This is a genomic window from Paenibacillus woosongensis (assembly GCF_030122845.1).
Lineage (GTDB): Bacteria > Bacillota > Bacilli > Paenibacillales > Paenibacillaceae > Fontibacillus > Fontibacillus woosongensis_A.
Genome location: NZ_CP126084.1, coordinates 625456 through 638798 on the forward strand (window position 1 = coordinate 625456; position 13343 = coordinate 638798).

At 49.1% G+C, this 13343-nt stretch carries 13 protein-coding genes; 11 read left to right on the forward strand and 2 right to left on the reverse strand.

Annotated elements, in window-relative coordinates:
- Positions 1-62: 62 nt before the first annotated feature.
- Positions 63-1205: a family 8 glycosyl hydrolase gene (locus tag QNH46_RS02725; RefSeq protein ID WP_283926817.1), complete on the reverse strand. Its 1143-nt coding sequence runs from the start codon at positions 1203-1205 to the stop codon at positions 63-65.
- A 328-nt stretch (positions 1206-1533) separates the two neighbouring features.
- Between QNH46_RS02725 and QNH46_RS02730 the strand changes: the two genes are divergently transcribed.
- From QNH46_RS02730 to QNH46_RS02745, 4 genes are all read left to right on the forward strand, one after another.
- A complete protein-coding gene (locus QNH46_RS02730; protein WP_347342950.1) occupies positions 1534-3573 on the forward strand; it encodes a beta-xylosidase family glycoside hydrolase in 2040 nt (679 codons plus the stop codon).
- Positions 3574-3675: 102 nt separating this feature from the next.
- Complete coding sequence (locus tag QNH46_RS02735; protein WP_283928331.1) at positions 3676-5628, forward strand: carbohydrate-binding protein; 1953 nt, start codon at positions 3676-3678, stop codon at positions 5626-5628.
- Between the two features lie 268 nt (positions 5629-5896).
- A complete protein-coding gene (locus tag QNH46_RS02740) occupies positions 5897-7027 on the forward strand; it encodes a glycoside hydrolase family 88 protein (RefSeq protein ID WP_283926818.1) in 1131 nt (376 codons plus the stop codon).
- Positions 7028-7221: 194 nt separating this feature from the next.
- Positions 7222-7383 (forward strand): hypothetical protein, encoded by a 162-nt coding sequence (locus tag QNH46_RS02745; protein ID WP_283926819.1) that lies wholly within the window; start codon positions 7222-7224, stop codon positions 7381-7383.
- A gap of 6 nt (positions 7384-7389) precedes the next feature.
- Here the strand turns inward: QNH46_RS02745 and QNH46_RS02750 are convergent, their stop codons facing one another.
- Positions 7390-8322 carry a macrolide 2'-phosphotransferase gene (locus QNH46_RS02750; protein WP_283926820.1) on the reverse strand — a complete coding sequence of 311 codons (933 nt, stop codon included), beginning with the start codon at positions 8320-8322 and terminating at the stop codon, positions 7390-7392.
- A gap of 379 nt (positions 8323-8701) precedes the next feature.
- Here QNH46_RS02750 and QNH46_RS24515 point away from each other — a divergent pair, with 379 nt between their 5' ends.
- The 7 genes from QNH46_RS24515 (at position 8702) to QNH46_RS02785 (ending at position 13201) form a co-directional block, all read left to right on the forward strand.
- Complete coding sequence (locus QNH46_RS24515) at positions 8702-8881, forward strand: hypothetical protein (RefSeq protein ID WP_283928332.1); 180 nt, start codon at positions 8702-8704, stop codon at positions 8879-8881.
- Between the two features lie 51 nt (positions 8882-8932).
- Positions 8933-9415: a DinB family protein gene (locus tag QNH46_RS02760; RefSeq protein ID WP_283926821.1), complete on the forward strand. Its 483-nt coding sequence runs from the start codon at positions 8933-8935 to the stop codon at positions 9413-9415.
- An 86-nt stretch (positions 9416-9501) separates the two neighbouring features.
- Positions 9502-10188 (forward strand): MOSC domain-containing protein, encoded by a 687-nt coding sequence (locus QNH46_RS02765; protein ID WP_283926822.1) that lies wholly within the window; start codon positions 9502-9504, stop codon positions 10186-10188.
- Positions 10189-10469: 281 nt separating this feature from the next.
- A complete protein-coding gene (locus QNH46_RS02770) occupies positions 10470-11267 on the forward strand; it encodes an aminoglycoside phosphotransferase family protein (RefSeq protein ID WP_283928333.1) in 798 nt (265 codons plus the stop codon).
- A 17-nt stretch (positions 11268-11284) separates the two neighbouring features.
- Entirely contained in the window at positions 11285-11668 is a 384-nt protein-coding gene (locus QNH46_RS02775; RefSeq protein WP_283926823.1) for a VOC family protein, read from the forward strand.
- A gap of 17 nt (positions 11669-11685) precedes the next feature.
- Positions 11686-12639: a 5'-nucleotidase gene (locus QNH46_RS02780; RefSeq protein ID WP_283926824.1), complete on the forward strand. Its 954-nt coding sequence runs from the start codon at positions 11686-11688 to the stop codon at positions 12637-12639.
- Positions 12626-13201 carry a hypothetical protein gene (locus QNH46_RS02785; RefSeq protein WP_283926825.1) on the forward strand — a complete coding sequence of 192 codons (576 nt, stop codon included), beginning with the start codon at positions 12626-12628 and terminating at the stop codon, positions 13199-13201. Before QNH46_RS02780 ends, QNH46_RS02785 begins: the two co-directional genes overlap by 14 nt.
- The last annotated feature ends 142 nt before the right edge of the window (positions 13202-13343 follow it).

Sequence of the window (13343 nt, forward strand, 5' to 3'; positions counted from 1 at the left end):
AAAGGCAGGACAACGCATAGTGGTCCTGCCTTTGTATCTTGGATTGCTGCCAGTCACCGCAATTAGTAAATCCGATAATTCCCGCTCAACGCCAGCAGGCTGAAGAAGTACAGGCAGTTGTCATAATAGCGGCGGTCGCCGGTACGAAGCGGCGTGTCCCAGAACAGGCGGACAAAATGCTCCGCGTCCGGGCCGTCGGCGGCCAGGGAAGCCGCTGCATTGGTCGCCAGAAGGCCGATCGGATGCAGCGCTGGCTCATCGAACGGCTTCCCGTCAATGGTGTAGCGGCGATAGTCGGAAACCTCGATGTCCCGGAAAAATGCCTGAATCCGGTTGGACTGCTCGACCTGCCAGGGATCCTGGCGGAACCATAGCCAATCCAGGGCGATATTGGCGGCCACCCGGTAGGAATCGCTGTAGAAATGACGGAAGTCGCCATGCGGCTGCGGCTCTGCCGGCGTACCGTCATAATTCGCATATTCTGGAGCGAGGCCAGATTCCGGATGGCATGCCGTATGCAGGTAAGCCCGGCTGGCCTTGGCGGCCTCCCGCCAAAACTTCATATCCCGCTCGTCGGCCAGCAGGGCAAACAACTCGTAGAAATGAGGAAGATGATATGACGGATCACTAAATGTCGATTCCGGTATGAACTTGATCAGTTTCGTTTCCGGGTCCCACATCGGATCGCCTTCGCCGTTTTCCCCCTGATGCAAGCATGCTCTTAGAATCGTTCGTGCCTGCTCGGAATAGTTATAGGGCTCCGGCCCGTCTCCCCAACGGCTGGCCGCGAAGAACAGGGCCATCGCGAAAAATTCCTCTCCGTCCGGTGCAGGACCCTGGGAGATGCGGGTTCCGTCCGGCTTGCAATGCCAGGCAAAATAATTGGCGTAGGGCCCTTCCTTATGCTGCATAAATGTCTTCGAGAAATTCCACAGCCGGTCAAACTCTTCTTTCTTATTCATTTGCACAGCCATCATCATCCCGTAAGACATGCCCTCTGTCCGCACGTCCAAATTGCCGGTATCGAGAATATAGCCTTTATCGTCACCCATCGGGTGATAGATCCGCACATCCGGCTCTCCATAGAACAGATCGTTCCATGCCTGCTCCAGCCTGGCTTCAATTTCCGTTTCGGAATAGCCGAGCTCCTTGAACAGGTTCCTGTATTCTTTCGTATAAAAAGCACCTAATTGGTTCGCAGACATAATGTCAACCTCCGTTTATTCATCATTTGGCTATATCATAACACAGCAGGAGTTGAGTAAATTAAAGCGCTTTCCCCAGAAATATTAGTATTTCTCCAATAGTAAGATACAGGAGTCTGTCGGGTTACTGCAAAAAAGAAAGTACAATAAATTCACAAGAAATTCCATTTAGATTTCAGAGAAATGATCATAAAATGAACTTGAAAAAATGTAATTAATTGCTAGATTTGATCTGGAGGGAGGCAGATCGCGCGAACTTTTGTCGAAAGGGGGGATTAAGATTCGGTGAATGTCCAGTTAAATGTTACAAGAAAGGAGATGATCAGAGATGAGGCAAAAATTTTGCTTGGTTTTGGCAACGCTTACATTGATGGCGGTATTCCTATCTCCCGGCTTGCATGCAGCAGAGGATCAGAATTCGTTTGAGAATCCTATCCTGTGGGCCGATGTGCCGGACCCGGATGTCATTAGAGTGGGGAATGCCTTCTATATGACAAGTACGACGATGCATATGAACCCCGGCGTGCCGATCATGAAATCCTATGATCTTGTCCATTGGGAAATCGTCAATTATGTATACGATACGCTAGGGGATTCAGACGCACAGGCGCTGAGGAATGGTCAGAATGAGTATGGCAAAGGCTCATGGGCCAGCAGTTTAAGATATCACAACGGCACCTATTATGTGGTTTTTTCCTCCAGCACAGCGGGCAATACATTCATCTACAAGACGCAGGATATTGAAAAAGGGCCATGGACGCGCTCCACGATCGGCTTTTACCATGACATGTCTTTGCTGTTCGATGATGACGGCAGGGTGTACCTTGTTCATGGCGGTGGCGATATTCGCCTTACTGAGCTCACTGCGGATGCCAGCGCCGTAAAGCCGGGCGGGTTAAATCAGGTCATTATTCCCAATGCCAGCCTGGTGGCAGGTCCTAATGTCGGGCTCCCGGCCGAGGGAGCGCATATTCAAAAAATAAACGGCAAGTATTACATCTTCCTGATCACCTGGCCGCAGGGAAAAGGCCGAACGCAATTGGTTTTTAGAGCGGATCGCATTACGGGGCCTTATGAAGGGCGGGTTGCTCTGGATTTTGCTGGCGTCGCTCAAGGCGGAATCGTGGATACGCCGGATGGCAAATGGTACGGCATGCTCTTCCAGGATCATGGATCTGTAGGGCGCACACCCTTCCTTGTTCCAGTTTCCTGGCAGAATGCTTGGCCAGTATTCGGCGTGAATGGCCAGATTCCCGCGCAAATGCCAATGCCTGTTCCCGGGATGAATTCCAATCATAAGATCGTGGCTTCCGATGATTTCGATCAAACCCGGCTTCCGCTCGTATGGCAGTGGAATCACAATCCCGACAACAATCTTTGGTCTCTAACCGAGCGCCCGGGATTTATGCGGCTGAAGACCGGACGGACCAGCACGGGCATTTTGGACGCGCGCAACTCACTGACACAAAGAAGCATCGGGCCGGAAAGCTCTGGACGGATTGCCCTCGATGTAAGCCGGATGAAAAGCGGGGACTATGCAGGGCTTGCCGCGTTGCAGAAAAACTACGGATTCGTCGGCGTAAAAATGTCCGGGAATTCCAAATCCATCATCATGGTCAACGGAAGCGGGACAGCCCCTGTGGAAGTCGCGAGTGTGCCGCTTGCGCAGAACACAGTGCATTTCAAAGTGGAAATGGATTTTAAAAATAATACCGACAAAGCCTACTTCTATTACAGCCTGGATGGCAACCGCTGGACAGCTATTGGCAACACGCTGCAAATGAGCTATACCCTGCCGCATTTTATGGGATACCGGTTTGCCTTATTTAACTATGCAACGCAATCGGCTGGCGGGTATGTGGATTTCGATTATTTTAGAATCGAGAACCGGATGACGGGGACAGGGGGATCGGGTGAGTCGCCGCAGTCACCTGTACAAAGCGGATCGGTGTATAAGCTGAGGAATGCGCACAGCAGCATGGTTATCGGTATTTCCGGCATGTCCACGGCGAACGGAGGACAAGCCGTCCAATGGAACGATAATGGCAGTGCGGATCATCAGTGGCGGTTTGACCGCTTAAGCAGCGGCTACTACAAGCTGACAAATATCCACAGCGGCAAGGTGCTGGGGGTTGAGAACATGTCCACGGCGAATGGCGCTTCCGCCATACAATGGGATGACAATGGCACGGCGGATCATGAATGGCAGCTCGCTCCCGTAGGGGACGGCAGCTATAAATTGGTGAACCGTCATAGCGGCAAGGTGCTCGGCGTGGACGGCATGTCCAAGACGGCAGGCGCAAGAATCGTGCAGTGGGACGATAACGGCACGGCGGATCACAACTGGACATTTTCGTTCGTTCGATAACGAATCTATGAAATGCGGATGCACACACATTTTATTTTGAACAATGGGGAGGAAATGGTAATGAAAACAAACCAAAGAATCATAGCTGTATTATTAACCTTTATGCTGCTGGGAATAGGGATGTTCCAAGGCCAGGCTGCGCACGCAGAGACGCCGGCGATCGCCAAAACCCCTGGCAACGGCAATCCGCTGATGGATCATAAGCTTGGGGCTGACCCGTTTGCGATGACCTATAACGGCAGGGTCTATCTATACATGTCCAGTGATGCTTACGAATACGATAGCAGCGGCAAAATCAAATCGAATTCGTTCAGCAATTTGAACAAAGTCCATGTCATTTCTTCAGACGATATGGTGAACTGGACGGATCACGGCGCTATTCCCGTCGCGGGACCAAACGGGATTGCCAAGTGGGCCAGCGGTTCCTGGGCACCAGCGGCTGCTCATAAGAAGATCAACGGACAGGATAAATTCTTTCTCTATTTCTCCAATAGTGCAGGAGGGCTTGGCGTGCTTACCGCGGACAGCCCGATAGGGCCGTGGACAGATCCGCTTGGACGAGCGCTGGTCACTTTGAACACACCTGGCGTTGCGGGCGTTGTATGGCTGTTTGATCCGGCCGTATTAGTCGATGATAATGGCACCGGCTATCTGTATTTCGGCGGGGGAATTCCTGGCGGCAACAATCCGACGCAGCAGCAATGGGCGAGTCCCAAGACAGCCCGCGTCATCAAACTAAGCGATGATATGATTCATACGGAAGGCAGCGCGCAGGTCATTGACGCTCCGTTCTTTTTTGAAGACTCGGGAATCCACAAATATAACGGCAAATACTATTATTCCTACTGCTCCAACTTTGGCGGAAATCATCCGCCGGGAACCCCTCCTCCTGGAGAAATTGCCTACATGGTGAGCGATAACCCGATGGGGCCGTTTACTTATGTAAAATCGATCTTAAAAAATCCGTATGAGTTTTTCGGCGTCGGGGGCAATAACCATCATTCCATCTTCTCATTCAACAATAAGTGGTATATAGCCTACCATGCCCAGACTGTGAGCAAAGCCATCCTTGGCGATGGATTGGGGTATCGTTCCCCTCATATCAATGAGCTAACGTATGCGGGCAATGGAGAAATCAACCCGATTCAGGGAACGATGAAAGGCGTTTCGCAGATCAAAAATCTAAATCCGTATGTACGGACGGAAGCCGAGACGATCGCCTGGCAGGGCGGCATTTTGACAGAGGCTGCTCAGGCACCAGGCGGCATGGTGCCAAGCGTAAACATGAACGTAACCGATATTCATAATGGCGACTGGATCGCCGTCGCCAACGCTGACTTTGGATCGAATGGCGCGACGAGCTTCAAAGCAAATGTGGCCTCGACGGTAGGAGGGCAAATCGAAATTCGGCTTGACAGTCCGACAGGCCAGGTCATCGGGACGCTTCAGGTTAATCCGACAGGGGGCAATCAAACTTGGAGCCTCAGAGAAACTACCGTAAGCCGTGTGACTGGCGTTCATCATGTGTATTTTATGTTTAAAGGTGCAAATAATCAGCGTCTGTTCAACTTGGATTACTGGCAGTTCGGCACTTCTACGGGCGGGGGGCAGCCATCTGATATTGAGAGCGGCCGCGTGTACACGCTGAAGAACGAACATAGCGGTCTGATGATCGGCATAGCAGGCGCATCTACAGCCGACGGCGCACAGGCCCTGCAATCGAACAATTTTGGTGCGACAGATCACGAATGGCGGGTGGACAGTTTGAATAATGGCTATTATAAGCTGACGAATATGCGCAGCGGCAAGGTGCTCGGGATTGAGAACATGTCCACCGCCAATGGGGCCAAAGCCATACAGTGGAACGACAACGGCACGGCAGACCATGATTGGCAATTCGTCCCTGTGGGCAATGGCAGCTACAAGATCCTCAACCGCCACAGCGGCAAGGTGCTCGGCGTGGATAGCATGTCCACGACATCAGGCGCAAACATTGTACAATGGGATGATAACGGTACGGCAGACCATAACTGGCGATTTGTATTTGTAAGGTAAGACAAATAAGAACCCACCCAGGCAGCGCCAGAGGTGGGTTCTTATTCATTCTAGACTTAAGTTTCCAACCCCTTTAATTATGAAATAATTTAATATATTATTACACATGATAAGGAGGTTATATTTGGGCACCTGCCACCCGGCAAATATGAAAGCGCTGTACATACTGGGTTTCCATGTAATGAAGTTGCAGGAGCAGCTTGAGCTTAGCTTCATCTTTCGGCTCATACGATGAATATTTAATCATATTAGGAGAGGGGAGATTTCGATGAACACAGAACTAAGTTGGGTGAATGAGGCTTGGAACAGATCGCTCGAAAAAACACTGCATAACACGGCCAGAATCGGATCCGGGTTTCCGCATGCAAGCCAAAACGGGGTATATCAGTTAGAGGCGCCGAACTGGTGGACGGCTGGCTTCTGGCCGGGGATGCTTTGGCTTCTATATCAGGAGAGCGGACAGGAACAGCTGAAGGCGCTGGCTGAGGAGTGCGAAGCTAAGTTGGATGAAGTGCTGGATGGGTTCGAAAGGCTGGATCATGATATGGGCTTTATGTGGATTTTGACCAGCGTGGCGAACTACAAGCTCCATGGGAATGAGGCTTCGCGGATCAGGGCTCTGAAGGCTGCGAACTATCTTGCTGCTCGATTTAATCTGAAAGGGCAATATATTCGGGCGTGGAATCCCTGGACGGAAGGAGCGCGCAACGACGGGCTCGCGATCATCGACTGCTGCATGAATATGCCGCTCCTGTACTGGGCTTCCCGTGTCAGTGACGATCCTCGTTTTGCCCACATTGCCGAGGCGCACACGGACACCGTGCTGAAGCATTTCATTCGCGCGGACGGTTCCGTGTACCATATCGTCAATTTTGATCCGCATACGGGAGAAATGCTGGAAGGGCTGGGCGGTCAGGGATATGCCCCGGAATCCGCCTGGTCGCGGGGTGCTGCCTGGGCTTTGTATGGCCTGACGCTGGCGTATCACCATACCGGCAAGGACGATTATTATCAGGCTGCCAAGCGTGTCGCGAACTTCTTCCTCAGCAGACTGCCGGAGGACCATGTGCCGGCTTGGGATTTCCGGGCCCCGGACGAGCTGCGAAATTTGCGCGATAGTTCAGCCGGCTCCTGTGCGGCAAGCGGTCTTCTGCTGCTCGCGGATAAGAGTGAGGGAGGGGATGCGGATGTTTACCGTGCAGGCGGTGAGCGCATCCTGAAGTCACTGTACGAAAATTACGGCGCCTGGGATGATCCTGCAGAGGAAGGATTGCTGCTGCATGGCACCAGCAACTACCCGCAGGGAACCAATATTGACGTTCCGTTAATTTACGGCGACTTCTTTTTTGTGGAAGGCTTGGCTCGGCTGAAGGGCAGGGGTCCGTCTTACTGGGAGTAGCTTTCTTACCGTCTTGGAGTGATCGCTGTTTACAGGGCATGATATGGTTCTAGCATTTTTAGAGCAGCGTATGTATAACTATGGAACATGCTCCAGCAGAAACAGCCCCGGCCTAAGATTAGAGCAATCTTATGGCTGGGGCTGTTTGCTTGAGAGCCCATGCGCAATTCCAAAAATGATTGGAGGAGAATACAATGGAACTTGCCTCTATAGGTGGCGGAGTTTTTGCTTTTTTGGTTTTTTTAATTTATGTGTCTTTTGTAGGGTTGAGTGTTTACGGCTTGATCCTATTTATTAAGCTTGCTCGCAGAGGGATCAAGGCATTGGATATTTATCTCAATGAAAAGGGGTGTTAGAGAGAATTAATCCACATTCCAGTTAGCCATCATGCCCCTGGCCATTTCCATATCGGATTCTTTTCCTGTGGTCAGCGCGAATTTGGCAACGATAGCCGGGTAAGCCGCCCATTGCTCGGCGATGTGCTCATGCATGCGGGGCCAGGTTTTGCCCCCTGCTATTTCATAGCGGGCCAGTAAATCCCGCAATCCCTCCCGGCCAAATAGGGCATAAAGAATGACAAAATCTTTGCCGGGGTCGGCAATCTCAGCTTCCGTCCAATCAATTAAGCCCGTAACCCGCTGGTGATCGTCCACAATGATATGAGGCGGATGCAAATCGCCGTGGTGAAGCACGGAATGATCCGGCCAGTAGGAATCGGTACAGAGCCATTCCGTCCAACGGTCGTACAGCTTGGCAGGAATGGTGAAGGATTGTTTTACTTCTTCGATGTTTGAGGCAAAAGATTCCCGCGTTTCCTGCGGAGTTTTGTAACGAACGCCACCCTGGATTGCTTCGCTGTGTTCGATGCTATGCAAGGCCGCTATTGCCCCGGCCAGAGAATCAAAGAACTCATCGGTTAATGAATCCTGAGGGAACCTCCAGGCATAACCGCCGCCAGCAGGGTCGACCGTCGCAATGGGATGCCCGCCCAGCAATGGATATGCGATAAGCCCGGGCGTGAAAATACGCCAGTCCGGCACCTCAACGGGCAGGTGCTGACCGACGGCCTGCAGCACCTTCTGCTCATTTTTCGCTCGCTCCCATACGTCTTTGCGTCTAGGCTTTCGAAGCACCCACTTCTCTCCTTGCAGATCCTTGGCAAATACAACGAGGAAGTCCAACCCGGACTCATTCATCTCGACATGATCGGAGTTTAAGCGCAAACCGTTTCGCTCGGCCTGGCTTAAGAGCTCATGGATGATATGTTGCTGATCGCTTGAATATGGTCTTGTCATAAAGGCATTCTCCTTTTCGGCAGAAAATAAAAAACACAGACATCCTGATGTCCGTGCAGCCGTAATCGAATATAGAAATGCCTTAACGCTTCAGCGCCCGTGCAGAAGCAATGACGTGATTGGGTACGCCAAAAGAAGCACTCCATAAAAAGTAACTATTACGGAAGGCGGATTCACGAAAAAAAGGCAGACTTATCCCGATTACTCTGCATGAGACAGAGCAGAAACAGCAGTCGCAATTATTTGCATTGCTTTCTCAATCGGGAATAAATTAGCACACGTGACCCTCCAATCTGTAATATATTGTCATGATATCATATTGGGTATAAACTATCCACATATTCCTTGGGCTATCGCTCTTCCCGGACAAAAATATGCGGTGCTGAGGCATACGGGACCTCATACGGAAATAAGAAACTCATATAAGAAGCTGCATCAATGGATAGCCGACAATCAGCTTGAAAGGCTCCCTAGATCATGGCATCTGGAGGTCACGGAGGAATGGGGTCAGGAAGGGATAAATGAGATTGTGACAGACTTGTACGACACAGTTAGATAATTTTGTTGGTACGGACAATTCGAACTGGAAAACTAGTTAGGAGAGATCACGATGAGCGGACAAATTGTTCACGGGTACGATTACAACATTTGGGCAAACGAGAGAGTGATTCAGCATCTTCGCACGCTGCCGGAGGAATTATTCCTAAAAGAAGTGAATCTGGGCTTCAAATCGATTGCAGAAGTCTTGGGGCATCTTGCTTCGGCCGACGAAGTCTGGTTTGCCCGGATCAAGGAAGAAAAAACTCCATCCCTAGCGGCAAAATCATTCAGCAGCATTGAGCAAGCCAGCAATCACATAACCGGTCTGCAGTCGCGGATTCGCCAACATTTGACCTCGATCAGCGATTTCGAGAAGAGGGTGACTTATAGAAACACCATGGGCCATGAGTTCCAAAATTCGATATCAGAAATCATTCAACATGTCGTAAACCACGGAACCTATCACAGGGGGAATATTACTACCATCTTAAGATACTTAGGACATAGTGGAACAATGACGGATTACATCGCCTTTTTAAGGGAAAATGATTAGTACTTCATGTGAAGATTGGAAGAACTTTGTTTAAGGAAGTTGAGGATTACCGTATAATAGGATTCAACTAAACTTGAGGTGATCCTATGGGGCAAGGCGATATTATTTCAATCAATGTAGGCAAGCCGATCCAGGTGCAATTTAACAATAAGGAAATTTCGACAGGCATCTTCAAGAGGCCAAGCGATGAGCCGCTGTTCCTGTCCTGGTTCAACTTCGAGGGGGATGGTCAGGCCGATCTTGTTCACCACGGAGGCAGGGAGAAGGCCGTTTGTGTGTATCCTTACGAGCATTATCCCTATTGGGAGATGGAATTGGGCCGGGCATTAGAGTACAGTGCATTCGGCGAAAATTTAACAACGCGGGGTTTGCTGGAGACGGAGGTTTGCATTGGCGATATTTTTCAGCTGGGAGAAGCGGTGGTGCAGGTAAGCCAGCCAAGGCAGCCTTGTTATAAACTATCCGTAAAATACGTGGCCCCTGACATGCCGTTAAAAGTACAGGAAACCGGGTATACCGGCTTTTATTTCCGCGTGCTCCAGGAAGGGGTCGTATCGAGGCTGGATGGGCTGCATATGATCGACAGGCATCCGAAAGCAATTACGGTATCTTACGCCAACAAGATCATGCATCGCGAAAAGAATAATCTTGAAGGAATAGCCAAGATTCTTGAAGTCGAGGAACTCTCGGACAACTGGAGAAAGACACTGACCAAGCGATTTGAAGGAAGCGAGACGGATACTAGGGAAAGACTAACGGGCGAAAGGCAATAAGTTTTTCGTGATATATAAACTCTATTCAAATCGCAAATGATTATATTATTTAGTTCATACCTAATAATTTACAAAATAAGTTGCTCCATTTCAGAAAATTTCTATGCTTATGTCTTTACGCATATCAGGGCTACCGCCATGGAAGAATCGGATGTATAATCGTGGATAGAAGCTCGCGTAACAACGCCTCAGCCTAAGATAAGAGCGATCTTAAGGCTGGGGCGTTTTTGTAATAGTGGAAGGTTAATTTGGTTCTATGGAGGTGATCATTGTTGGAGCTAATGGGTCAGGGGAGAACAGCGGATATATTCGCTGCTGATGATAACAAGGTTCTGAAGCTTTATAAGAAAGGCTTCCCGTTAGAAGCGATTCATGAGGAGTATGAGGTTAGCCAGTATGTGCATGACCTGGGCATCAATGTCCCGAGGGCCTTTGAGATGATCGAGAGGGACGGAAGGCTGGGGATTATTTTTGAACGGGTTCCAGGCACCTCCCTGCTTCATTTGATGACACGGAGACCTCTGCAGATCAGGCGGTTTTCAAGGACGTTAGCCGCCCTCCATCATCATGTGCATGCCCATTCTGTTGCGGATTTGAGCAGGAATCATAAAGAGATACTCGCTCATAATATTCAATCTGCCCCGCTCCTAACCGATGCCGAAAAGTCGAAGATAATTCATCAACTGCAAGGCTTGCCCGAGGATCATAAGCTCTGCCACGGAGATTATCATCCCGACAATGTGTTAGTAACGGATCAAAATAATAGCTGCGTAATTGATTGGATGACTGGAATGGCTGGCCACCCGCTGGGTGACCTCGCCAGGTCCGTACTTCTGTTGACCTATGGCACATTGCCAGAAGGGACTCCAAAAACGAAAGGCCTCCTTATCAATTTCTTTAGGAAGCGCATCAAAAATGAATATGTCAGGCATTACTTGAAGCTGGCGAACAAAGATTATGCCGAGGTAGATCCATGGATACTGCCGGTAGCTGCCGCGAGACTTTCGGATGGGATACCTGATGAAGAGAAAAACGCATTATTGCTAGAGATCAGAGCAAGATTGAAGACAATTTCATAGAAAATGGAGGTAAAGCTATGGCCAACCCAATACATAACCGCGTAGATACGATCTTTATTCATGTAAGCGATTTAAAGAGGGCCGTTCAGTGGTACAGCAAGCTTATAGGTGTTGAAGTCGAGGTTGGGGAATTTCCAGGCCCGATTTATTCATTGCCTATGGGAGAAGGGCGCCCAGGTTTGACGCTGGACAATCATTGTTTGGACGAGGTATATCAATTTACGCCATCTAATCAGCCTTTATTTAATTTAAGCTGTGATAATATTCATGAGGCCTATCAGCATGTACAGGGCTTAGGCGCGGAAATCGTTACTGAAATTCAGACCTTTCCCGACCTGGCGGAATTTTCATTCAAAGATCCGGATGGAAATATCATTATGATCTGTACTTGTTTTAGCTGAGGAGAGAGGATAGAATCATGCCCTATAATATTGAGGACAAGTTTGTAATTGCAGTCGCTTCGAGCGCGTTGTTTGATTTAAGCGAATCGGATCGCGTATTTCAGGAACACGGAGAAGATGCCTATAGAAAATATCAGCGGGAAAATGAACAAGTCGTTCTTGAAACAGGAGTCGCATTTCCTCTAATAAAAAGACTGCTTAGCATCAATACGGATGAACCAGAGGATCAGCCGGTCGAGGTCGTATTGCTGTCCCGTAATGATCCGGATACCGGGCTTCGCGTGTTTAAATCGATAGAACATTACCAGCTCCCTATTAGCCGAGCAGTATTCATTGCAGGCAGTAATCCTTTTGAATACATGGAAGCCTTCAATGCGTCGATTTTCTTGTCAGGGAATCCTGATGACGTAAAGGAAGCGGTCGAACGTGGGTTTCCGGCAGGCTGCATTTATCCAACGGACTACATTGACGATGACGAGGATCGGGAGCTTAGGATCGCATTTGATTTTGATGGAGTTATCGCTGATGATTCGGCGGAATCTGTCTTCCAACAGGGCGGACAATTGGCGTTGTTCCATGATCACGAACGATTAAATGCCGGGGAGTCGCTTCCTCCGGGGCCGTTGTTGAAGTTTTTTCAAGAGATATCCAAATTGCAAAAAAGAATTTTAGAGAAGTATCCAACTAACGCGAAAGACAAGCCTCGAATAAGAATCGCGATTGCCACGGCTAGGAATGCCCCTGCTCATGAGAGAGTGATTACGACGCTGAGAAATTTGGATATTAGGGTGGACGAAGCTTTTTTTCTAGGCGGAATCGATAAAGGCAGGGTATTGCGAATATTTAAACCCCATATATTCTTCGATGATCAGGTTGGTCATATCGAGGGTGTTGCCAGAATTGTGCCATCTGTTCATGTCCCGTTTGGAATAACGAATATAGTCGAGGGAGCAGAAAATGAACCTCTTTAAAAATCCTAAAAAAGAAATAAGAACTCGTTTTGAATTGAATTTGCTTCATAGAGTACAAGCTATGGAACTGACGAAGCCCCCAGAACCTTGGGTCAATGAAGTCATTATAGCTGCCTCAGGCGTGGATGCCTGTGGATGGGATCATGATGAGAATATCGTACTGATTAGCAGCTCGGGCTATAGCATTACTCAGCCTATAACCGGATTGCAGATGCATAGAGATCGAGATTCACAGCTGACCGATGATCGTATAAGCGGGGACTATCTCACCTTTAAAATTCCTTGTAATGATCAGGAAATTTCTATTTTCGGATTTCATGCTGGAGATGGTATTCATATCACTGAGGACGGCTGGAGCTTAGAAATTATTTATCCTTGGTGGCCGAGGGCATCTGTCCTCTTGGAAAATGTTTATGTACATCCATATGAGTATTTAAAGAATGCAAGTATTATTGATTTAAAAAGACTCGATGGCAGGATTAAAGCTGGATTTTCACCTTCAGGCCAACATCTGCTGATCATGGGATCGGGGGGAGCCTTGGTATATTCCCGCTCTATTTAACATAACTCACTGCGCTTAAGGCCGGTTAGGTCAGCAGCTTCGTCATTACGCCACAGCTCAGCAACCTCATCGATTTGTCACTTGGCGTCCTGTTACTGCTCGAGCGTCTTGACGAATTGCCATGAGGATGGAGCCAGATTTA